15 protein-coding genes, 1 tRNA gene and 1 pseudogene are annotated in these 24092 nt (G+C 55.2%); 8 read left to right on the forward strand and 9 right to left on the reverse strand.

Going from position 1 to position 24092, the window contains the following annotated elements; genetic code table 11:
- Positions 1–33 precede the first annotated feature (33 nt).
- The 7 genes from GAL_RS18700 to GAL_RS18730 all read right to left on the reverse strand — a co-directional run bounded on the left by GAL_RS18700 (position 34) and on the right by GAL_RS18730 (position 7828).
- On the reverse strand, positions 34–924 hold the full coding sequence (locus GAL_RS18700; protein WP_024099111.1) for a LysR family transcriptional regulator: 891 nt from the start codon (positions 922–924) through the stop codon (positions 34–36).
- 268 nt (positions 925–1192) lie between these two features.
- Positions 1193–2116 carry a LysR family transcriptional regulator gene (locus GAL_RS18705; protein ID WP_024099112.1) on the reverse strand — a complete coding sequence of 308 codons (924 nt, stop codon included), beginning with the start codon at positions 2114–2116 and terminating at the stop codon, positions 1193–1195.
- A 50-nt stretch (positions 2117–2166) separates the two neighbouring features.
- Complete coding sequence (locus GAL_RS18710; protein ID WP_024099113.1) at positions 2167–3201, reverse strand: ABC transporter ATP-binding protein; 1035 nt, start codon at positions 3199–3201, stop codon at positions 2167–2169.
- Entirely contained in the window at positions 3198–4190 is a 993-nt protein-coding gene (locus GAL_RS18715; RefSeq protein ID WP_014881732.1) for an ABC transporter ATP-binding protein, read from the reverse strand. Before GAL_RS18715 ends, GAL_RS18710 begins: the two co-directional genes overlap by 4 nt.
- A 5-nt stretch (positions 4191–4195) precedes the next feature.
- Positions 4196–5143: an ABC transporter permease gene (locus GAL_RS18720; RefSeq protein ID WP_024099114.1), complete on the reverse strand. Its 948-nt coding sequence runs from the start codon at positions 5141–5143 to the stop codon at positions 4196–4198.
- Complete coding sequence (locus tag GAL_RS18725; protein ID WP_014881734.1) at positions 5140–6120, reverse strand: ABC transporter permease; 981 nt, start codon at positions 6118–6120, stop codon at positions 5140–5142. The genes GAL_RS18720 and GAL_RS18725 overlap by 4 nt, the downstream gene beginning before the upstream one ends.
- A gap of 151 nt (positions 6121–6271) precedes the next feature.
- Positions 6272–7828 (reverse strand): ABC transporter substrate-binding protein, encoded by a 1557-nt coding sequence (locus GAL_RS18730; RefSeq protein WP_024099115.1) that lies wholly within the window; start codon positions 7826–7828, stop codon positions 6272–6274.
- A gap of 529 nt (positions 7829–8357) precedes the next feature.
- On the opposite strand from GAL_RS18730, the gene GAL_RS21990 reads away from it, so the two are divergent.
- From GAL_RS21990 to GAL_RS22560, 5 genes are all read left to right on the forward strand, one after another.
- On the forward strand, positions 8358–9281 hold the full coding sequence (locus tag GAL_RS21990; protein ID WP_024099116.1) for a calcium-binding protein: 924 nt from the start codon (positions 8358–8360) through the stop codon (positions 9279–9281).
- Between the two features lie 175 nt (positions 9282–9456).
- Positions 9457–9888, forward strand: a complete 432-nt coding sequence (locus GAL_RS18740) for a DUF995 domain-containing protein (protein ID WP_244462810.1) — start codon at positions 9457–9459, stop codon at positions 9886–9888.
- A gap of 103 nt (positions 9889–9991) precedes the next feature.
- Positions 9992–10068, forward strand: a tRNA-Arg gene (locus GAL_RS18745).
- A 609-nt stretch (positions 10069–10677) separates the two neighbouring features.
- Positions 10678–11595 carry a hypothetical protein gene (locus tag GAL_RS18750; protein WP_024099118.1) on the forward strand — a complete coding sequence of 306 codons (918 nt, stop codon included), beginning with the start codon at positions 10678–10680 and terminating at the stop codon, positions 11593–11595.
- A 696-nt stretch (positions 11596–12291) separates the two neighbouring features.
- The gene (locus tag GAL_RS22560; protein ID WP_024099119.1) at positions 12292–13311 is read left to right on the forward strand and encodes a Hint domain-containing protein; all 1020 of its coding nucleotides are present in this window, start codon (positions 12292–12294) and stop codon (positions 13309–13311) included.
- Positions 13312–13717: 406 nt separating this feature from the next.
- Here the strand turns inward: GAL_RS22560 and GAL_RS22300 are convergent.
- Positions 13718–14187, reverse strand: a pseudogene (locus GAL_RS22300) (IS110 family RNA-guided transposase); the annotation flags it as partial.
- A gap of 288 nt (positions 14188–14475) precedes the next feature.
- Positions 14476–18318 carry a PA14 domain-containing protein gene (locus tag GAL_RS22010; RefSeq protein ID WP_169731162.1) on the reverse strand — a complete coding sequence of 1281 codons (3843 nt, stop codon included), beginning with the start codon at positions 18316–18318 and terminating at the stop codon, positions 14476–14478.
- A gap of 468 nt (positions 18319–18786) precedes the next feature.
- Between GAL_RS22010 and GAL_RS18775 the strand changes: the two genes are divergently transcribed.
- The 3 genes from GAL_RS18775 (at position 18787) to GAL_RS18785 (ending at position 23908) form a co-directional block, all read left to right on the forward strand.
- Positions 18787–20490 (forward strand): ABC transporter transmembrane domain-containing protein, encoded by a 1704-nt coding sequence (locus GAL_RS18775; protein ID WP_024099122.1) that lies wholly within the window; start codon positions 18787–18789, stop codon positions 20488–20490.
- Positions 20487–22577 carry an ABC transporter transmembrane domain-containing protein gene (locus GAL_RS18780; protein ID WP_024099123.1) on the forward strand — a complete coding sequence of 697 codons (2091 nt, stop codon included), beginning with the start codon at positions 20487–20489 and terminating at the stop codon, positions 22575–22577. Before GAL_RS18775 ends, GAL_RS18780 begins: the two co-directional genes overlap by 4 nt.
- A gap of 92 nt (positions 22578–22669) precedes the next feature.
- A complete protein-coding gene (locus tag GAL_RS18785; RefSeq protein ID WP_275541795.1) occupies positions 22670–23908 on the forward strand; it encodes an HlyD family type I secretion periplasmic adaptor subunit in 1239 nt (412 codons plus the stop codon).
- Positions 23909–24092: the final 184 nt, after the last annotated feature.

A 24092-nucleotide genomic window follows, 5' to 3' on the forward strand; every position in this document is an offset into this window, starting at 1 on the left:
CTGGCAGTCTGCGAGTGTGATTGCGGCGTGATGTTAAGCAGAGATAGCCATCTGTTCGGTATTCAGCAGCTCGCGTACGGCGCTGATAATTGGGTCTTTTGCACGGGACGCCAAATGGGCGAACAGGACCCGTGTGGATTTGCGCACCTCAAGAAGCAGGGTAATATCGCCGCTCACCGGTTCGGTCCCCGCTGAACTGACGTGAACCAGCCCGATCCCGGCACCGCTTGCGATCAGGGTCCGAGTGATTGTTTCGTCGTCAACATTGATGATGCGAGCGGGTTGGATGCCGTTTTCCTTAAACAGGCGCTCTGCGATGCGACCGCAGCATGAACTATACGTTGGATAGATCCAAGGCAGGGCTTCGAGGCGAGCCCAGTCAAGTTCTGTGCGTTCTGATACCAGATCCGGGGCCGCAGCAAGATAGACGCTGAAGTGAGAGATTTCGAGCGTTTCAAGATCTGTGTGAGCCTCATCTGGATCAATGAAAAAGCCGGCATCCAGTCGCCCGTTGCGAATATCGTCCAGCACGCTGGAGGATGTGCCATGTTGCAAAGCGACTTCCAGATCCGGGAAGTTCTTCGACAGATCTGCGAGCAGGCGGCTCACCTCAGTTGATCCCAGGTTGCGCCCGGCGCCGACCCGTAGCTGACCGGCCAAACGACCACGCAGGCGAGAAGCTTCTTCCAAAAACTTCTGGTGATTGTCGAGCAACTGCCGCGCTTCGACCAAGAGCCGCTGACCATCCGTGGTGACGCTCATTCCACGTGGTGTGCGCTGGAACAATGACAGGCCAAGCGTGTCTTCCATTGTTTTGATATGGGCGCTGACGGCAGGTTGACTGCGAAACAGAAGTTCTGACGCGCGCGTAATACTTCCCTCCCTTGCCACGGTGACAAAGGTCTTGAGTTGACTGATATCCATGGTTACCCCTTCAGATACTATAGGGCGCCAAAGACAACAGCACCGCTATACAAAGGCACGCCGCCACCCCTGGTCAGCGCACTCAGCACCTCTTTTATGCGCCTTTTGCGTGAAGTCAAAACATAAACACTCGCAAAGCGGTAGTTTGGCTGTATTCCGCCTGCGCTCAATTTTAACTGGATTGAACTGGGCGCGCTCACCAGCGGACTGATGAAATATAGGTCGCATCATGGCGATCAGAGATAACGACAGAGTAACGCTTCGAAAATCAGGTGATCGACATCGCGCTATCGCTCATGCGCCGCCACAGGCTATTCAGCGTGGGTTTGCTATTCTCCGTCTCACGATAAAGGCGGACCGATAGGGGAGTCACAAACGCTTCTTCACCGGCAACCGCCAGACGACCCTCGGTGAGTTCGGCTTGGCAGAGTTTGCGAGGTAGCCATCCTAACCCGAAACCTTCAAGGATCATTGCCTTAACCGAGTTGGCCAGAGAATTCTGGTTCACCACCAGCAGGTTTGGCGGCGAAATTTGCTGCCGCAGAGTATGGTCAAGAACCGATCTCAGAGCCGATGCACTGCCATATGACAGCAGGGGTATCTGCCGCTTGGGATCCCGGCGCAGATCAAACAGCGGGTTGCCGTCGGCATCGGTTTTTGAAACCGGGATGAATTCGTCCTCTGACAGCGTAAGATAGTCGCATTTGCTGACCTCCAGCGGTGACAGGAAATCCATGGCTGGATGCCAATAGGTCAGGATGACGTCACAATACCGCTGCTGCAGTGCCGTCACAAACTGATCTGCTGCCCAGCTGGTCGAGTTGAGATCAACATCCAGCCCGCCAGCCTCCATCAGAGGTTCGATGTGGTCACGGAAGTGTGTCATATAAAGCGACTGTGACGACGCAAACCGAATAACGTTTTCACCCGCAGCATCAATTGTCTGGCAGCGTTCCAGTGTTTCCGAGTACGTGCGCAGGATAATTTTGGCCTGCGACAGGAACACATCCCCAGCCGGTGTCAAAGACAGTGGGAAAGTTTGCCTGTTGATCAACTTCACGCCAACCTCATCCTCCAGGGCACGAATGCGCCTGGAGAATGCAGGTTGGCTGACATTGCGGTCTTCCGCTGCGCGCGAAAAGTTCTTGTGCGTTGTCAGCGCTTCAAAATCTCTGAGCCAGATAATATCCAACTTGCCTAGGTCCGTTCTGGGGTCATCCAGTGGGCCGGGGGTTCCGGTGTTTAGCTGTCTAGCCTATTTTCTTCGACTGCGTGGCAGGCAACGGTGCTGCCGTCTGCCTGACGCAGCGGCCGTGGCCGCGACTCGCGACATCTAGCATTCGCAAATGCGCAGCGCGTTTGGAAGGGGCAACCTTGAGGCAAGTTGATCGGCGTCGGGATCTCACCTTGCAGACGGATGTGGCTTTGCCCCTGATCTTTCAACTGCGGGACCGCCGACAACAAAGCCTTGGTGTAAGGGTGTTTCGGGTTTTCAAACAGGGTCCGGGTATCGGCCAGCTCGCATAATGTCCCGAGATACAGCACCGCAACGCGGGTGCCGAAATGTTCCACAACACTCAGATCATGGGTGATGAAGAAATAGGTCAAACCGCGCTGGTCTTTCGCCTCCAGCATCAGGTTCAGAACCTGCGCCTGAATCGAGACGTCCAACGCTGAGATAGGTTCATCTGCGATGATAAACTCAGGGTCCACCGTCAGCGCGCGCGCGATGGCGATCCGCTGGCGCTGCCCGCCAGAGAACTCATGCGGATAGCGGCTGGACCAGCTGGGATCCACCCCTACAGACCGCATCACTTCTGAGACCTTGTCGCGAACTTCGCCGCGCGACAGAGAGGGGTTGTGGTGGCGAACCGGCTCTTCCAGCGCTTGCTGAATCGTCATGCGCGGATTGAGAGAAGCATAAGGGTTCTGAAAGATCATCTGCATCTTCTTGCGCAGAGGCATCATCTCCCCGCGTGAGCAATCATCAATCCGTTCACCATCATAGTGGATCTCGCCGCCGCTCGGTGTCAGCAGCCCGGCTACCAGACGAGCGACGGTAGATTTGCCGCAGCCCGATTCACCGACAATACACAGAGCTTCTCCCCGATCAGCACTAAGCGAGACATTGTTCACCGCATGAACAGCGCGTTTTTCCCGGGTGATGCGACCGCCGCGCAGCTTGATGGTTTCCAGAAACCCCTTGTCCAGCTCAAAGCGTTTTTCAAGGTTCTTCAGTTCAAGCAATGGTTTACTGTCTTGTGTTTGGGTGGTCATACGCTTGCCTCCTCAAGGCTGGCATTCTGCAGGCGGGAGACTTCGTGACAGGCGACCTCGACCTGACGGTAGCTGACCGTTTCCGGCAAGACCTTGCGGCAATGGTCGACCGCATATTCGCAACGCGGGCTGAACGGGCAACCCGGTGGGATAGATGCCAGACCGGGCATATTGCCGGGGATCTGCTTTAGTCGCTGACCCGGCAGCGTCTGTTGCGGCAGCGCATTGATCAGGCCCTGCGTATAGGGGTGCTGCGGATCGTTGATGATTTCACGGGTGGGGCCCGCTTCGATCAGTCGGCCGGCATACATCACCAGGGTCCGTTCGGTCATCTGGCTAACCACACCAAGGTCATGTGTAATCAGGATCAGACCGACCTTGTTGGACTGACACAGTTCCAGCAGCAACTCCATGATATCCGCCTGAATGGTCACATCCAGCGCCGTAGTTGGCTCATCTGCAATGATCAGTTCGGGATCAAGCAGCAGCGCCATCGCAATGATAATCCGCTGGCGCATGCCACCGGACAGTTCATGCGGATACTGGTTTAGGCGTTCCTCAGGGGATGGGATATAAACTTCGCGCAGCTTCAGGATCGCGATCTGCTCGGCCTCTGCTTTGCTTAGCGAACGGTGTGCTTTAAGCGTCTCGACCATCTGCTGGCCGATAGTCAAAACCGGATTCAGCGTGACCATCGGGTCCTGAAAGATCATCGCCATGCGATTGCCGCGGATCTTGCGCATTTCGGCGTCGGACAGTTTGACGATATCCTTATCGCCAAAGAGGATCTGACCGCTGTCGATGAAACCCGGGCGGCTGAGAAGATTCATCAGCGAAAACCCGGTGATGGATTTGCCGGCGCCGGATTCACCGACGATGCCCAGGCGTTCACCTTTGCCAAGATCGAAGGAAATCTGGTTCAACGCGGTGACGGTGTGATCACGCATCGCGAATTTGACCGTCAGGTCGCGAACGGAAAGCAACGACATCGCTCTTATCCTTTGTAGAGTTTCGGGTTCAGCACGTCGCGCATCCAGTCACCCAGTAGGTTGATGACGAGGACGAGAACAACCAGAACCACGCCGGGGATGGCGGTGATCCACCAACTACCGGAGAAAATATAGTCAAAACCGGAGGAAATCAGTGACCCCAGCGAGGGCTGGCTCGGCGGCATCCCGAGACCCAGAAAGCTGAGCGAGGCCTCGGAAATGATCGCATTCGCCACCTGTACGGTGGAGATCACAAAGATCGGGGACAGTGAGTTGGGCAGGATATGACGGACCATGATCCGCATCGGGCCAAAACCGAGCACACGCGCACTGTCGATGTATTCTTTCTTCTTCTCGGCCAGAACCGTGGCACGTACAGTGCGGGCATATTGCGGCCATTCGGCGACGCCGATCACCGCAATAAGAAAATAAATCGCATATTGATTGAAGGTCTCGCTACCGAACATCGCCTGCGTCACCGCAAGAAAGATGATGGCCACCATCAGTGTTGAGAACGACAGCTGGATATCGGCAAAGCGCATCAGCAGGCTGTCGAGCCGTCCGCCGACATAGCCGGCCACCAAACCAATGGAGATCCCAAGGAAAGCCTGCAAAGCAACGGCGCAAAGACCAATCAACAGCGACAAACGTGTCCCATAGAGGATGGTGGACCACAGATCGCGTCCCTGATCATCGGTGCCGAACACAAACTGAGAATCCGACCCGTCAATCCAAACCGGTGGGTATTCGCTGTTCATGATATCGATCTGGGCCGGATCATAGGGGTCAAACGGAGCCAGCACCGGTGCCAGAACCGAGGCGATGGTAATAACCAAGAAGACCGCGAAGGAGACCATCGCCACCGGGTTGCGTCGAAAGCTGTAGCCCATGTTGGAGTTCCAGAGTCGGCTGAACCGCGATGGTGTGCCTTGGTTTGTGCTAAGGCTGCTCATGCGCCCATCCTCGCGATATTAACAGTTGGATTGACGAGCCCGTAGATCAGGTCGACGATGGTATTGGTGACCACAAAGATGAACCCCACGATGATGAGATATGCCACGATCAGCGGGGTATCGACGCGGTTCACCGCCTCCAGGAACATGAACCCCATGCCGGGCCACTGGAAAACGGTCTCCGTCAGGATGGTGTAGGCCACCATGGTTCCGATCTGCACACCGCCAACAGTGATCACCGGCAGCAACGTGTTCTTAAGTGCGTGGATGAAGTAGATGCGATAGGGGCGAATACCTTTGGCGCGGGCATATTTCACGTATTCGCTTTGCAGAACTTCCATCATCTCAGCCCGGATCAGGCGCACGAACAGGGGCAGCATGATCGAGGCCAGCGCGACGGAGGGCAGTAGGATATGCACCCAACCATCAGCGGTGGCAAAATTTGTGTCCCAGTAACCGAAGACATGCACGACATCGCCACGCCCATAAGAGGGGAACCAGCCAAGTTCGACCGAGAAAACAAAGATCATCAGGATCGCTGTCAGGAACACCGGAACAGAAATCCCGACAATCGAGATGCCCATGATCAGGCGGCTGAGGATCGTATTGGGTTTGATCGCAGTGTAGACGCCGAGGGGCACGGATAGGCCAACAATGATCAGCGTTGCGCCCATGACCAGCTCAAGCGTTGCCGGAAGCTTTTTCAGGATCACATCCAGTGCTGGTTCCTTGAAGAAGTAGCTGGTGCCGAGGTCGCCCTGTAGGGCATTGCCGAGAAAGCGGACATATTGGGTCACGAAGCTGTCGTTTAGACCCAGTTCGTCGCGCAGTTGCTGACGAACCTCTTCGGAGACGGACTGACCGACCAGTTCCCGTAGGGGATCACCGAGGTTGTCCTGAATGGCAAAGCCGATCAGCGAGATGGCAAACATCACCGCGATGGCCTGGAACACGCGTTTCACGAGGTAGGCGAGCATGTTTGAGTTACCTTGTATCAGTCACTTGTTGATGGGCACAACGCCATTGACGCCCGGCGGGCGGCAGGGGCATGCCCATAAAGAAGTGGTGAAAATCTGGGGAATAATTCAAAAGAGCCGGGGCAGCTCTGCCGCCCCGGCCAGTAAGCTATCAGTCGACTTTCAGATCGCCGAAGTAGGGGAAGTTCAGAGCGTTCACGATTTTTTCAGCGTGGACACCGTCGCGCGCACCCCAGGCCAGATTCTGCCAGTGCAGCGGAATGAAGGCGGCGTCTTCATAAAGGATGCCTTCCAGCTTGCGCAGCAACTCACCGCGTTTGGTCTGGTCGGTTGTCGCATTGGCTTCCGCCATCAGCGCGTCCGCTTCCGGGTTACAGTAGTTGCCGGAGTTGTACTGACCGTTGCCGGTGGTTTCATCCGGGCAATGGGTCAGGAACTGGTGGAAGTTCGCTGAGTCTTCAGTATCCGCGTGCCAGCCGATCATCATCATATCTGCTGCGCGTTCGTCGAATGTCGGCCAATATTGCGCCTTAGGCATGGTCTGCAGATCAACCTTGATGTTGATTTTTGCCAGCATCGAAGCCACGGCCTGAGCGATTTTGTCATCGTTCACATAGCGGTTGTTCGGCGCCATCATGGTGACCGAGAAGCCATCCGCATAACCTGCTTCCGCCATCAGAGCTTTGGCTTTCTCAACGTCAAAGCGCGGTGTCAGGCTCTCATCATAACCAAGGTACCCAGCCGGGCTGGCCTGTGCACCCACGGTGCCGAAACCACGCATGATGCGGTCCACGATGCCTGCGTTGTTCACAGCATAATCGATCGCCTTGCGAACGCGTGCATCTTTGAACGCTTCAACGCGGTTCTGGTTCAGTTGGAACGTGATGATACGTGTGCCAGGCTCGGTGATCAGCGTGGTACCATCATGCTCCTCAACCCGCTTCAGGTCGGTCGGCGGAACGGGGGCGATAAAATCGACATCGCCTGCCAGCAATGCGGCGACGCGCGTCGGGTCTTCCTTGATCGGAGTGAGGATGATCTTGTCGACATTGCCCTCAGAAGCGGTGTCCCAATAACCATCAAAGCGGTCAAAGATAACCTTCACGCCCTGCTCACGCTCGGTGACAGTGAAGGGGCCGGTGCCGGAAAGATTCCGCGAGGCGAAGCTGTCGCCGTGCTTAACCAGCTCAGCCTTGTCTTTACCGCCCTCGGTGGTGCCAGAGTAAAACTGGCTGTCCATCGGGAAGATATACGTCGCAGTGTGCAGGATCAGCGGGTAGGGCTCGGATGTTTTCAGATCGAACGTCAGCTCATCCACCACTTCGACGTCGGTGAAAGGTGCAAAGATGCCTTTGAAGTCCGGGCTGGCCTTCAGACGGTCAAAGGTCCAGTCGACATCCGCCGACGTCAGTGCATTTCCGCTATGGAAGGTTACACCGTCACGCAGTTTGAACCGCATCGTGGTCTCGTCGATTTGCTCCCAGCTTTCGGCCAGCCGCGGTGCGAACTGCAAGTCTTTGGTCCAGCGCACCAGCGGATCAAAAACCATATGCGAAAGCTGCAGCGTGCCACCCGACAACTGCTCATGCGGGTCCAGCGAAACCGGATCGGCATCATAGGCGACCTTGATGGTCACTTCCGCCATTGCCGCTGTGCTCAGGGTCGCCGTCAGTGTTGCAACCGCGAGCCTGCTCGCAAAATGTTTCATTATTCGTCCTCCCGTTACGGTATCGTTATTTCATCGGTATCTTAGGGCTGGCGAACAATCCAATGCCGATTGCAATACGGCTATGCAAAATGTGTATAGCTTAAATTTCTTATATTTTACAGCATCTTGTCGACATGATGGCGCTATCAGCGGCGATCCGACATTCTATTTGAAACATGAGGCAGCTCCTATTCGGGAGCACAGAATCAGCGTCAATGGCAGAACCGGGGTTGACGCATTGTGCAAAAACTTGCCCACAACAGACAAATATCTGCGCCGTTTTCAGCCTAGAGCCATGTGATGCCAAAATAGTCGTAACACCTAGAATCAGAGTGTAATAAAGCCGGTCGGCACTCAAGCCTCGTCATTGATCAAGAAACAGTCGATCGTATTGAGGGGCTTTGTGCGCGATGTACGCCCATTAATGCCTCATTAACCATGACTCCCGGCCAAAAGTTTGCGTGCGGTTTGGAAAAGCCCTATCGCTTTTTAATTAAATCGTTCCATCTAACGCGAAAGAGAGCCCTCAATGGCAAATGTATTCGTTGCGTCGTTTCCAGGCGTGTCCTCGCTGAGCAACTACTTGGCTTTTGACGGGTTTGAGACCTCACGTGCATCGTTCGGAACCATCGTCTCACCGACTGAGCTTGAGCAGACCGGCGAAGATGGATCAATTCTGCGTCTAGGCGGTGATTTCTCTAGCGATGATCAGGCCGACTGGCAGATTTTCTCGATGGATCATTCGCTTAATGGCGCCCCGATCGTCTCTATTTCTGATATCTCGATGAGCTTTGACCGTTTCGTTTCGCTGCGGGCTGAAGACGTTGCACGTGAGATTCTGTCCGGCGATGATCAAATCACCGCACTGTTGAATGACAATGTGACGGCAATCCGGACCTATGCTGGCGGAGATCGTGTTTCGCTTGGCGCTGGCGATGATACCGTAGCGGCTGGGGCTGGCAATGATTTCCTGACCGGCGGGTTAGGCGCTGATGTTCTTCGCGGGGGTTGGGGAGCTGACACATTGCACGGAAACGGTGGCGACGATTTACTACGCGGCGGAGTCGGCCGTGATGTCATCTTCGGCGGCGTGGGAGCCGATTTTCTTGGAGGCGGCCGAGGCAATGATCGTTTGATCGGTGGGTCAGGTGGTGACACAATTCGAGGCGGCGCCGGTGTTGATCGCCTGTACGGTGGAACCGGGGATGACGTCATGACCGGAGGGGACGGGGCCGATATCTTTGTGTTCAACGAGGGCGACCACACAGATCGCATAACCGACTTCGAGGTTGGCGTTGACCGCATCAAACTGGGTCGCGGGGCGGAGAGCATGGATGATGTAGATTTCGCCCAAGTGGGCGACGATGCTGCAATCTATTTTGCCAATGTGACCATTCTGGTCGAGGATACGGCGTTTTCCGAACTGCAAAGCGCAGACCACTTTCTGTTCTGATATTGCAGTAATCGGGCCGGAGCTTCCGCCAATCTGGCATCAGTCCTCAGGTCTGCTGTTCGCTTGGTCCCCTGGCGGTAACAACTCGAGCCGAGTTCAGGCTCACCGAAAGAGGTAAAAAATGATAACTGTTAAGTGTAAACTCGTTGCCGCAGCCCTTTCTTGCGTCCTGCCTATGGCAGTAGCTGCGGATCCGTTGCCGCGTAGCGCGAAAATCGCAAGCCCACAGAAAATCGCCAAGATCTACTCTGGCAAGACTGAGCTTTGGACCAACAATTGTGGTGGCGGTATCTATTTCGGGCCAGGCGGTCAGGCCCGGGCTTGGTGCGCTGACCAAAGTGACAACCTGGGCGCCGGCACTTGGAGCGTCGATGCCAATGGTCAAATGTGCCAGGATCTTGTCTGGTATTACCCGAGCGGACGCCGTGCCGGTGCCAGCGCAAGCGACAAATCCTGCATCAGCCATGTCGTCGATGCCTGGGGTGTTATGTGGCGCAGCTGGCCAAATGATCCAGAATGGTGGCCGATGGGGAAAGATACAGGCTTGGTGCGTGGATATAAATTCCAGACACAGGTTCGGCAGACGCGTTCGAAACTAGGCTTCTGACGGCGCACGGAAACAAACCAATTCGAGGGTCGGGTAAAAATCTGCCCGTCCCTTCGCTTTTGGCTTGCACCGGCGCACCGCTGCGCATAAACCCCGCCACAGTGGACCGATAGCTCAGCTGGATAGAGTACTTGACTACGAATCAAGGGGTCGGGGGTTCGAATCCTCCTCGGTCCGCCACTACCTCCCTGTTGTAGGACGACACATAGTTTTGCCATTTGGCACCCATCGTCTTTCCACTGGTGATAGCCCCATCATTTTTCGTTGTTTCGCTTTGTGCCAGCCGGTGAAGGCTTGCACCGGAATCCGATTAGATCGAGGTGGTTGGGTATGGTCTCATTTTTACAACCTCGGGTCTGGTCACATAAGATACGGGCGTGTAACGATGATCTGCCGAAATTTTCTGACTGAACCTGGCTGGTTGAATTTCGTCACAACTAGCGAAATTTTCTCGATCACTACTTAGTGGCTGTTCGCCATTCGTGTCTCATTAAGAACATTGGATGGCGGATTTGCGCAGATAGCGGGCTTTGCAAAGTCGGCGGATCTGGTGCCATGACGAGCGATCAATGCCGCAGCCGCACGAGGAAAAGCTGACCTTTGCCACGCGTGCAGAAACCAACCATCATCGAATGGAAGGGGTGCGGACAGAGTGAGCTTTCGCTGCAACTGCATCAATGACGGCTTTGTGGATTTCACACCGCTCTGGAAAACGAGATATTGGGAGAGTTGCTGTTTGCTGTGCCACCAGCCATACAGTCAGGATACAAGCCTTATCCGAGACTGACCATGGGCAATGACCAACAAAACTGGCGCAACGACGTCGCCCATTTCCTTGCAGGAACTCTGCCCAAGGCTACGGATCGGCCTGGTTGGAATGACATGGCGTCTACGGCCTACCAAATCGGATGCATGGCCTTGGTAAAGCTTGGTTTTGCAGATGCAGCAGATTGGGGGGCAGTACCTAAAGACGATCCTGAACTTCCTGCGACTATGCCGCGATGGGATGATATCTGCATTTCTGTCCTTTGGCTTGCGAACCAACAAAACAAGCTTTCATTCCGCCTACCAGACGGAAGCCTCCCCCCAACTCGTATAGGAAACGGTTTTGTGATCGCTATGAAAGATCCACCGCCACCTCCGACCCCAAATATTATAGCTCGTTTTGGATTGGGCTGCGCACTCTGCAATGATGACGTTTTGCCGTTGCTTCAGCAACTTGGCCTTGTCTCAAACGGCGGCTGGACGCAACAGGCGGAATTCATTCTGTGGAGAACTTCGCCGAAAAATTGGTCCTTAGAGTTCCTGCGCGACGAGCGGTTTTTGGATGCGGTTCAAAAAGCTACAGTTACCATTCCAGATGAAATAACGGCAGAAATTTCGGAGTTAACTGAGATCAGCGAAGAGCACATCGACGAGCTAATAGCTTGGCATGAGGAAAAGCTCGCTGAAGGGCGAGAAAAGTACGGGCCGAAGGCGCGACTTGGTGAAGTTCCAACAAGAGAGCGAGCTAAACGCTCTCTCGAATTCTCGCGCAGAAACGCAATAGATTGGGTGTTCTTTCGCCGCTGGAGAATCGTCGATGGTTGGCTTTCTACGAAAGAGTCTGAAGCGGCTCTGGACATCTTTCATGACAGGCTGGCGATTTCGATGCGCAGATCAGTTGTTAAACGTTTGCACCCCTCGAAACCTCAGTTTTTTGAATGAACCCGAGTATCGCATCGAAGGCTCGATCCATATATTTTCCTTGATTTGAGGCATTCATGCGTAGCGCAGCATTCGGCGCTCTGGGCTCTGAGCTGACCTGCGGCGGTGCGGCAGGCGGTCTGCAGCAAGATCACCAAGCCGTCCAGGTATCCGAAGACAACAGGCAGCCCAAAGCGGACGTTTGCACGATGTGCGGCGACGCCCTCGCTGCAAGAGTAAAGGATCCAGCCAGATTTCCCGAGAGTAGACCTCCAGGGCGGCAAAGTTGACCGGGACGATGCTGCGCCCCGCTCAAAGGTCGGAGGGGCGCAGAAAGCGACCTTTGCAAAGTCGCGGGGCTGGCAGTCGGGCGGCGATCCCATGCTGCATGAGCGATGGCAGGAACAGACCTTTGCCGCACGTGCAGCCGCTAACCATCATCGAACGAACGGGATGCAGGACGAAACGGACTTTCGATTTTTTGCATTTGCTAGCGCAGCATACCGCTGTGCTCGCAGCGAGGTTTTTCCAAAAATAGCTGTTCGATAGGGCAGACTTTGCCAAAAACCAGATCACCGATACCTCTACCACCGGGTCAAACTGATCTGATAGCATATTACTATTCTTCCCCTTCTTGTTGCCAGATATGTGTGGGAGCTTAGAGTGTGACCTGCAAGAGTCGGAGACCGTTCTCGCGGATCCGGAGGAGTACGAGTAATGCCTACATACAGTCTACTAGCCTATGGTGGCACCGGTTTGGGGTATGGTAGAAACCCCGGTTACAGTTTTGTGGCTGATGCAAGCACTACGGCCTCGGTCGTCGCTCAGGACGACGATGCCATCCTTAATGACTGGACGACCGGTAACTACAATGGCACGCCAACGCCCGGGATTGTCAACGGTGACACGACGTCGACGGTCATCTCCTCCGACATCCCTTGGCTAACAGCAGGTGAAATGATCACCAGTGGGGTCTGGTACGAATTGTCATATACCGATCCCGTTTCTGGTGCGACCGAAAGCGTTGAAGCGTTTTTAATATGGGATGACACCAACAACTTTTGGGGTGGATACGCCAACAGCTATGTCTTCACAACGGCTCCCTTTATCGACGGAGTCACTTATTCTGTAACAGCAGTAAATAACAATGCTGGCGTTCCCTGGGATGTATTGATTTGTTTTGCCAGGGGCACGCACATCCAGACACCTTCAGGAGAGAAGGCCGTCGAGGATCTCTGCGTGGGTGACGACGTTGTGACACTGGACAGCGGCATTCAAAAAATCCGTTGGATTGGGCACCGCAAAGTAGCTGCCATCGGTAAGCATGCTCCCATCGAATTTCGAGCGGGCGCTTTAGGAAACACGCGCAATCTGTGTGTCTCACCCAATCATCGTATGATGGTCACAAGCGCTCACGCCGAACTTATGTTTGGCAGTTCTGAGGTGCTGATAGCGGCAAAGCATCTTGTAAACGATTGCAGTATCCGGGCAAAACCAGGCGGTGAGGTTGAGTATTACCATCTACTGTTTGATCGGCACCAAGTGATTTATGCGGAAGGCGTGCCTTCCGAGAGTTTTTATCCAGGCGATCAATCGCTCGACAGTTTCTCTGAAGAAACGCGAGAAGAGATTCTGGAGCTGTTTCCAGAACTTCGGCACAACATGAGTGCTATTTCCGTGGCCCGGCCTTCTTTGAAATCCTATGAAGGCCGCCTATTGCAGAGATATGTCCGTTAGCTTCGGTGGACAGGCATTGTTGTTCCAAGATTGATGCGCCTTGTTCAGACAGCCCGAAAGATCGCCAGCTTCCGTCTCAGATTATGCGCTGCCGACATGCAGCATCGCGGCGGCCGCAGGGTTGCAGCGATACTGCACGTGGTCACCGCCGCCAGATGACGACAGCTAGCCCAATGTATGTACCGGCTGCTGTTCGCAACTGAGAATTTAGCGTGGCTTGCGGTAGTCGCTCATTTGTATTCGGCCTGTTTATCGGCTCGCGGGCGGTGGCCATTGTGGGTTACGCACGCACCTTGATCTCATTACTAACCAGATCGGTGACAACCATTTGGGCTCTCAGATTCTGGGGGCGTAGTTTCTCCGTTCCATGCTGTTCTCCTTCGCGAACTCCGTTGGGTCTTGGCCGCTAGATCGCGGCTAAAGCCTCGTCTCTCTCAACCTCGTACGTCGACCCGTAGCGCAGAACGCTCCAGACGGTGCGGACGAGTTTGTTGGCCAAGGCAACCGCAGCTTTATTGTGCGGCATGCGAGCGACAACGCCCCGAAGCCATTGGCCTAATCCCAAGCTGTCCCAACGATGTGAACGCATTAGAATGACATTGGCGGCCTGCACCAGCAGCATCCTTAGATAGCTGTTGCCGCGTTTGCTGATCCGACCAAAGATAGTCCTTTCGCGGTACTGAACTGTGGCGGCACCAGCCCCACCCAAGCTGTAAAGTCCCGACCTCGATCAAACACTTCGCCCTTGCCAATGGCGGCAACGATGGCCGTCGAGATAAGCGGGCCGACCCCGGGAATGGTCATAATGTTGGCGCTGTCTTTCTCTGTTCGACTGATCTCTTCGATTCCTGATGAGATCGCCTTGATCCGCGCATCATCGCTGATCTGGAAAATGCCTCTGACTTGGTTCGGCCGCCACCTGGTAAAGAGATGTCGGCATTTCGGGTGAGTTTTTACGTGAACAAAGTCGGCCATGAGGGGCAGGAGTGTATTGAAGCGGCTTAAGGGTGATTATCCTCCAGCTAACTCGAAGTTTCGCCTTCAAGGTAGCTGCTTCGGATCGGACAGTTGATCCGGGTTGCACCGTCGTTTGCATAAACGGGCTTCCCCTGTGCTAGCAGCATAGCAAGGTGTGGATTGTCCTAAACTTCAGTTACCTGAACCTCACCAATCCATGCGCTCATAGGTTTCTGTGCCGATCTGCGTAATCTCCGGCACATCCTGAACGACAACGGGTTCGGCCAATATATCTTCTTGCTGCGTATCAGTCACCTCACCGCCTGCATCATCGGCTTCTGGCAAAGCATCCCACGCGACCTCTCCGGCGCTCGCCACTCCGCCGGGTGCGATCACCTCCTCATCCTGAGAAACAGGTTCGGGTGCAGCGGCTGCGTCTCCAACTGGTATCGCGAAGTCGCTGCTGGAGGTCACAGGTGCGCCATTAAAGGCCGTATCGCTTACAACAATTTCTCCTTTGATTTCACCCTCGTAGCCTGGCGGCGGAGAAACCTCGAGCGCGTCTATGTTCCATCCCGAAAGATCCACAGGCCCGCCATCGGTCACAAGAGCATTGTCACCACTGGTCAAGATCGTATCGCGGGGCAGGCCTTCAATTCCCACAGTTGCGCTGTCACTCGCGCTTTCCAGGCCGATGCCCACATCCAATGTGCCGTTTACATCAACGGCAATGTCCTGATCCGCCTGTACCGTTTCACGGCCGTCCGAATCTGGGCCTTCCCATTCGAGCTTCAGACCCGCACGCCCGTAATTCTCGAAATACCGCACTTCAATGTCGTGGGTGCCTGGTTCCAGTTCGATCCGGCCGGAATCTTCCCGGTACCTGTGAGCGCCATCGTCTTTGACGACCTCCTGCCCGTTGGCATAGACCACCACACCATCGTCAGCAGAGGTGAAAAACGTATAGGATCCGCCTTCCTCAACCGTAACCTGCCCCTGGATCCGGGCTGCAAACGTGTCTTCGGAGCCACCTTCCCAGAAGGATTCACGGCTGTTCTTGTAATCGATTTCGGCCTGATGCTCCTGATGGGTGGGATCCGCGTCCCAGTTCACGTCATCAAGTTTGCCGATCCGCTGGTCCAGGTCCAGGTAGTCGGCACGGAACCCTGTCACCAACTCTGCAGTTGGCTCTGTTATCTGCGCTTCGTTGACGTTGATTGTAATCGGCTGGCTGATGTCTGTGCTGCCTGCCGAAGCACTGCTGTCGATCATGGTGAGCGTGGCATCGACTTGGCCTGCGTAATCATAGGGCGGCGTGATTGTCAGCATTTCCGTATCAAATCCGGTGATGTCGGCGTTGCCGCCATCCTCCACCACAAGCGTCTTGCCGGCGGCCTCCACTACCGTGCCTGCTGGCAGTCCCTCCAGCGCCAAGTTCGTAGTCTCGCTTAGCTCAACTTCCGGATGGGCGACGTTCATTGCAATCGGCATACCGGATACAGTTTGCGCTTCGGACATATCTGGTGCTGTCACCAGCTCAGGCACGTCCATGCCCGGCCCTTCCCATTCAAGCTTCAGACCCGCATGTCCGTAATTCTCGAAGTACCGCACTTCAATATGGTGGGTGCCAGGATCCAGCTGCACTTCGCCGGATTTGGTCTGATAGGCATGTAGCCCATCATTTTCGACGACCGGCTGGCCGTTCACCATTAACTGAGCGCCATCGTCACCGCCAAGGTCGAACCGGTATGTACCCCCTTCGTCCACTTGCACGGCACCGCTGATTTCTACACCAAAGGTGTCTTCAGAACCGCCCTCCCAGAAGGAGTCCCTGCCGTTCTCATAGTTGATCTCGGTGACTAACTCCTGATGCGTTGGCTCCGCGTCCCAATCGATATCCTCCAGCGAACTAAGCCTCTGTTCCATATCGAAGTACCGCGCATGAAACCCAGTCGAAACAGTCAGATCGGCGGTATCAGCCACTCCAACGGTAAAGGTTTCAGAGGCGCTGAGCCCGCCAGAGTCCGTCACCGTGACAGACACGTCGATTTCGCTGGCTTCTTCAAAGTCAAGAGCTTCGGTTTCTTTCAAGCGCAAGAAGCCATTGGCAACTTCAAAACGGTTGTCCGAAACCTCGAACATGTGACTGTCATCGCCATCCGGATCTTCGAAATTCACCCGATTAATGATGGCGCCGCGGATATTTTCGGCGACAACGTTCTGCGCGGAAGTCAACGTGATGTTATCGACCAGTGCACCATAGCCGTCATTCTGATCGGCAGCCTCTCGCAGTTCCAGCTTGTCTTCGCCGGTCCCGATCACCTGCATCTCAAAAGTTGTCCATTCCTTGCTATCGGGATCCAATTCACCAACGAGATTATCGTTCCAATATACTTCGACAGTATCGGTGCCATTTGTAAGGCGTTCGCGTAAATCGACTCCCATATCATAGACTTGCCCTTCGCTCGTCTGGATGGTCTGACTTATGCTATCGACACCGCGGCCGGAGTCCATTTCCAGGTGCTGCTCACCTTCAGAGGCATCTATCCGACCTAAATTGTCCCAGACCTCGATACTGGTGTCAGTATCCCAGCTGCCGGTATCGTCCTCTTTGAAGGCCCGCCACCGACCGGTTTCCAGGCTAAAATCTTCAAAGCTTCCATTTTGAGCAAGGTTTTTACTCTCACCTCCCAGAGATAATCCACTTGGTGCCTCGTTCTTGTCGCTCACCTCGATGGTGAACCCTTCGGTATGCGCTGCACCAAAGCTGTCGGTAGCGGTGACCTGCACCGAAATTTCCGCTTCCGTCTCATGGTCCAGCGCAACACCGTCCTTCAGCTTGAGCTGGCCGTCTACAACTTCGAAGCGGTCATCGGAGACCGCATAGCTGTGGCTGTCACCCGCATCCTGATCCTCGGCGGAGAGGCTGCCAACAACGGCACCATCCGCGTTCTCGGAGACAGAACCGCCCGTCAGATCCACGCCGCTCACCGCATCATTGCCGTCGCTCACCTCGATAGTGAACCCTTCGGTATGCGCTGCGCCAAAACTGTCGGTAGCGGTGACCTGCACCGAAATCTCAGCTTCCGTCTCATGGTCCAGCGTAACACCGTCCTTCAGCTTGAGCTGGCCGTCTACAACTTCGAAGCGGTCATCGGAGACCGCATAGCTGTGGCTGTCACCCGTATCCTGGTCCTCGGCGGAGAGGCTGCCGACAACGGCACCATCCGCGTTCTCGGAGACAGAACCGCCCGCCAGATCCACGCCGCTCACCGCATCATTGCCGTCGCTCACCTCGATGGTGAACCCTTCGGTATGCGCTGCACCAAAGCTGTCGGTAGCGGTGACCTGCACCGAAATCTCAGCTTCCGTCTCATGGTCCAGCGTAACACCGTCCTTCAGCTTGAGCTGGCCGTCTACAACTTCGAAGCGGTCATCGGAGACCGCATAGCTGTGGCTGTCACCCGTATCCTGGTCCTCGGCGGAGAGGCTGCCGACAACGGCACCATCCGCGTTCTCGGAGACAGAACCGCCCGCCAGATCCACGCCGCTCACCGCATCATTGCCGTCGCTCACCTCGATGGTGAACCCTTCGGTATGCGCTGCACCAAAGCTGTCGGTAGCGGTGACCTGCACCGAAATCTCAGCTTCCGTTTCATGGTCCAGCGTAACACCGTCCTTCAGCTTGAGCTGGCCGTCTACAACTTCGAAGCGGTCATCGGAGACCGCATAGCTGTGGCTGTCACCCGTATCCTGGTCCTCGGCGGAGAGGCTGCCAACAACGGCACCATCCGCGCTCTCGGAGACAGAAGAACCGTAGAAGAGTGAAAGGCGTTCCGGCGGGCTATTTTCTTTGGGAGTTTCAGGGGATCCGCCGCCAGCACTGCCTTTGGCGATCGGGACAGGTTGACGGGCCGACGGTTCCTGAGCACCGCTGCCGCCTAGTGCAGGTGCGGCCCCTTCGTTGGAAATTTGGTGAGACCGGAAAGCAATCTGACCATCATCAGCGCCTTTATCTGTGTCTTGAGACGCTTCTGCATCAAAAAACACAGCGGAGCCTTCGTGAGGAGAAAGCAAAGCGGCGTCTGGACTGCTGTCACCGGGCGTCTCTTGGGCGGATAGGGTTTCCACCTCTTGCACGGAGAAACTTGTTTCTCCATCAAAAACAGTTCTTTCGGAGACATCGCCTTCTTGTATTTCGCCAGTGTGGAGAGTGCTGCGGCTTTGGTCTTCAGGTGTGGCTTGCGCCCCCTTTGAAAGCCCCTCTGCAAAAGCTTCCTTATCTTTTTGATCTTTTAGAAAATTGTGTGGCTGGGTTATCGAATGACCGTCTTTACCAGACATGAAGACCTCAGAATAAAATAAAATAGAAAATTATATTAACACGAAATCATTAAATAAATCTAACACACATAGGTTGAATTTTAACTCATTCTTACCTACGTGGTGCCGCGGAATTCACAAAGGCTAAAGAGATTTCATTGTCTCGTGCACAAGACTGAGTGGCATGGGGCGGGTATGGAAGAAGAGACATTCAAGGGGCGTGACGACTCCCTGGCCGTGAAGCTGCCTGTTCTGGCTGCATCGCTGTCACTAAACGTCGTCGCATTGGTTATTCCCATTTCTATTCTGCTGATTTTTGATCGGGTGATCCCCTTTCGGTCAGTTGAAACACTGCGCATGTTAACTCTCCTCCTCCTAGTGAGTGCAGGAGCAGAATTAGCGCTGCGGTGGAGCCGCTCGACGCTACTGAACACGGCAGCGGAAAAGGCCGCTGTATCGAATTATCAGCGCTTTGCGAGCCGAATATTACACGCCAACACGGGGACCTTTTCTCGTGATGTAGCTTCGACTTACACTGACCGTTTTTCTGCCATTGCCCAGTTGCGTGACCATCACGCGGGGCAGAATCATGCCCTGCTGATAGACTTGCCATTTACGCTGGTTTTCGCGGTGATGGTTGCATTGATCGGCGGCTGGTTGGTGCTTGTGCCGATCACCGGCCTGGTAGCGGTATTCGTGTTTTCTCTGCTGATGAAACGGGCTCAATGGACGCTTTTTGACAAGCGAAAGTCGCTGGACAACCGCCGTTACGCGTTTTTGTCCGAGGTGCTGTCTAGCAACGAAACCGTTAAAGCCAACCGGATGGAGCGCCAGATGAAGCGGCGGTTTGAACTGCTGGAAGATCAAACCGTCGATCTCAGCCATCGATTGATCCGGTTTTCTGGCCTTGCTCAGAATTTCGGGGCAGTGTTCGGACAGGTCTCTGTGGCTGCTATGGGGCTGTTTGGCGCCTTCCTAGTTATCCAGCAGCAGATCGGGATTGCCGAAATGGCAGCTTGCATGCTGCTGAACGGGCGGATCGTTCAACCGCTAACCAAACTGATGACACTTTGGGTGCAGTCAGAGAGTGTCGCCCTGTCTTGGAGAAAGTTGCGTGAAATCGACGCGCTAGATGTTGATCGCGCTCCAGCAAAGTATGCAGGCTTGATTGAAGGAGAAATCACCCTGCGCGATCTCGGGCTCCAGCGGGATGGCGGGGATGCCAAACGCTCGGAACAAAACTCCATGGTCTTGTCGCCAGGCCAGGTTGGCTTGGTCAGCAGCGATGCGATCTGGCAAACACAGGCACTTTACGATGCTGTAACCGGGCATTGCAGCCCAGCGGCTGGCGAAGTGCTGATTGACGGGGTTCCAGCGCAGTCACTTGTAACGGCGCGGGGTCAGGATGCCATTGTTGTGCTGGAAAATGACCCTGCCATTCTGTCGGGTACTCTCTTGGAAAATCTAAGCGCATTTGGCGACGAGACGCATATTGCCAGAGCGAAAGAGTTTGCGGCAAAGCTGGGGCTGGAAAAACGGATTCACCGGCTGCCCATGGGCTACAATACGAAGCTGGGCTCAGGCAGTGTTTTTGAAAACGATCCCGTTAACCGCCAGTTGATTGCACTGGTGCGCGTACTGGCGCTGCGACCGCGCATCCTGCTTATGAGCGAACCGACTGCGGTGCTGGATACTGCAGAACGGGACAACTTGTCAGAATGTTTGGCTTCCTTGTCTCCAAAACCGACAATCCTGATGGACAGCCCTGATCCCCGCATGAAGCGTCTTGCGGACGTGGAATGCAAACTGACCTGCCTGGGGGGGGATGAGGCCGCAGATTGGGACGCGGACACCCGTGCCGAACAAGCTGCAGCGGAGCAGAGAAAGGACGTGGCATGAGCCTGGTCACGACTCAAAACGCCGGTGCGTTGCTGAAGAAACTGCTGCTCGTCGGCGGCTGGCAGGACAACAAAGAAGCAATAACAGAGGCATTTCCATACCTTACTGAAACGCTGGATACTGACGACTTGATCCAGACTCTTGAGAATCTGGACGTTCCCTATGCACGTGCAGCCTGCCTGGAGAACGAGATCACCAATGCGGAATGCCCCGCGCTGGTTATCCCAGACCATGGGAACTGCTACGTGGCTCTGCGCCGCAATGGGGCCATGCTGCAAATTGCAGGACTAGACGGAGAACACCCTGGCACTCTGGAAGCGCGGCCCAATCCTTGCACAGTAATCCGGATCGAAAAGTTCAGCTTCCAGCCCGCGGAACAGGAGCATCGCACGGTCGGAGCTTCATTTGCGGCACTGCGCCAGATGATACCAGGTCTGCTGTTGGCAGGTTTTCTGACCAATCTGTTAGGCTTGCTCGCGCCGCTCTTGATCATGGCCATCTATGACCGCGTGATCCCTTCCGGGTCGGTGGACTTGCTGGTGGCTTTGGTCGCGGGTGTCGTTATTCTTGCGACGTCTGATTTCCTATTCCGCAGTGTTCGAACCAGGGCGCTAGCTTATGTCGGCCAGCAAGGGGAGCGCGCACTGGCAGTAGCACTCTTCGGGAAACTGATGAGCCTGCCGCTGTCTCAGCTGCAAAAATCCAGTGTAAGTCAGCAAATTGCGCGTTTCCGCCAATTTGAATCCTTGCGAGAACTGTTTACCGGCCAGGTGATGACAACGCTGATAGACCTGCCTTTCGCGCTGATGTTCTTTGCAGTGCTGACTTATCTCGCTCCTTCTGTCGGGCTTTTGACGCTTGGACTTGCGGTGCTGCTGATGTGCATCGGGGTGCTTGCGATGCCATTCCAGCAGCGGTTGGATCAGGCCGCGGCAGCGGCCAGCAGAGCAAGCTCCGCGGTGATTCAGGATGCGGTGGTACATCAGCGCACATTGGCCAATCTCGGCATGCAAGAACAATGGCTGCGCCGCTGCATGCCGCTGGCGGAAGCATCGGAGACAGCAACCGCCCGTGCCCGTCAGCTGCGCAACCTGATTCAGTCCGTGTCGCAGAGCATTGTAGCACTTGGTTCGGTCGGGGCCATCATTCTCTGCGCACATGGCGCGGTTGCAGGCAGTATTAGCTTTGGTGCGTTGATCGCCTCTATTGCCCTTGTTTCCAAGGTACTCGCGCCTGTTCAAGCTTTTCAAGCTTCGCTTGGGCAGATTGCCGGATTCCGCAAGAGTCAAAGGCAGGCCAATCAGGTGTTATCACTGACAGAGGAAATGGAGCTGGGCCTGAACCAGTCGCATCAGAAAACTCTGCGCGGCGCAATTTCATTCCAGGGCGTGAATTATCGCCCGGATCCGCTGAACCCTGCACTGCTCACAGCAGCGGCTTTCGACTGCGCGCCGGGAGAGCTGGTTGTCATCATGGGGCGGGATACCGCCAGCCGGACCGCGGTACTGGATTTGGCCAGCGGGCTTGCGTCCCCCTCCTCCGGCGTAATTGAACATGATGGAATCGACATCCGTCAGATCGCACGGGATGAACTGCGCAAATCAATAACCTATTCAACTTATATGCCTAAGCTCTTCCACGGGACCGTGGTTCAAAACTTTCGCCTTGCCGCCCCGGCCCTGAGTGAGGCGGAGATTCATGATGTATTGGAGCACATTGGCATCTCTGAAGAGATCAAGGCCATGCCGGATGGATGCAGCACGCGCCTGAGCACTCAATTTGTGGCGGGCCTGCCTGGCGAACTGATCAAGGCCCTTGCTCTAGCCCGGAGCATGGCACGGCAGTCTTCAATCTTTCTGTTCTCCGAACCGACCAACGACCTATCGAAAGCCCGCCGTGACCGGTTTAAAAAATGGCTGGAAACTCAACGCGGTGCAAAGACCGTTCTGATAGCAACTGCCGACCGCTCGTTTATGCCAATGGCGGATCGGCTGATTTACCTGAACGGGGATCGCGTCATCGTCAACGATACCGGACCTGCGGCCATCAAAAAGGTGCAGGCGGTTATGAAAGCAATGGGAACCTGAAAATGCGCACACCATCCAAGAAGCAGCAGGAAAACGGCCCGATTGCAAAGGCCAAGCAGAGAGACAAAAGCCGTCAAGCGCGATTGGCGGCAATGATCTGTATGATCTTTTCCGGCATGGTGGCTGCGCTGGTGGTTTTAGCCGGGCGCACTGATGTGCCTCAGATCACCCGGGCACCCGGCACGATCGTGCCGCTTGGCGACTACACCCAGATCGAGGTGATGGAAGGCGGTATCGTCGAGCGTGTGCATGTACGGGATGGCGATCAGGTGAAAGAGGGTGATGTGCTGGTCGAGTTGCGTCACCCGGACCTGAGCAAGGAACAGCACAGGCTGCGTGAACAGATAGCAACCGCTGATCGCAAACTTTCTCGCGCCCGGACCGTTTTGCGTACATTGGAAAGCGGAACAGTGGTCAACGAAGGTGAGCTAGAAGGGCTGCGCCGACAAAAGCAGCACCGCGCGGCCGCGACTTTGGAAATCTATGCCGAGAGCCAGCGCGTGAAGAGTCTGTCAATCGCTCAGCAGCAGGAGACGCTGGACATACTTCAGAATTCGCAACGTTTCACACTGGAACGGATAGAGCGCAAGAAAGAAGAGCTGGCACGTGCCCGCCGCCTGCACAAGCAGGGTTTGACCACTTTGCGTGATCTCGCGCGCGAGGCAGATCAGCTGGATGCGTTGCGCACAACGGCGTCCGACGGAGAAGTCCGCCTCGCCCAAACGCGAAGCGCTGTAACGCTTGCCCAGGCGGAAATGGCCGAACAGACTTTGACCCTGCGCGAAGAAATGCTGAATGAGGTTGAAGAACTGAGCGACATGCGCAGTGAACTTGCAGTGTTCTTGCGAATTGTCGACCGCAAGCTTGAAGATCTGCAGATCACTGCGCCCAGCGTAGGGATCATACAATCCGTTGCCTTCCCTAATGAAGGGGAGGTGATTGCTCCAGGAGAGACAATCTTCGAGCTGCTGCCAACCCGTTTGGATCTGATGGTTGAGGCGCGCATCCCGAACAACGAAATCGGGCATGTGGGCTTGGAACAACCAGTCGATCTTACCGTCGACACCTATGACGTCCGGCGTTTCGGAAAGATCCAAGGCCAGGTTGCAGCAGTGTCGCCGGTACCATTGATTGATGAGCAGACCGGCGAGACCTATTTCCGCGCATCAATCCAATTGGATGGCCGGTCAGTCGGAACAGGCGCGTATGAGCGCCCCCTGCAGGCTGGCATGACAGTCGTAGCTGAAATGACAACCGGTGAAAAAACGCTGCTTGCCTACATGCTAAAGCCAGTTCATCAAACCATGAATAACGCTTTTAATGAACGCTAACATTCGCTTTGGTGTGAAAATGGGAGCGTAGAGCTCTGCTTAGTGAGACCAAAGATGGCATGAGCACAAAGCTGCATCGCAATAGCGACAGCCAAGGACAGCTGCTCCGCCTGATAGGGGTCCTTTCCGGTAGGCTTCAACTGTCAGGCAGGTTGTTTGGCTAACCAAATGTGCCTCGGTACGG

The organism is Phaeobacter gallaeciensis DSM 26640 (assembly GCF_000511385.1).
GTDB lineage: Bacteria > Pseudomonadota > Alphaproteobacteria > Rhodobacterales > Rhodobacteraceae > Phaeobacter > Phaeobacter gallaeciensis.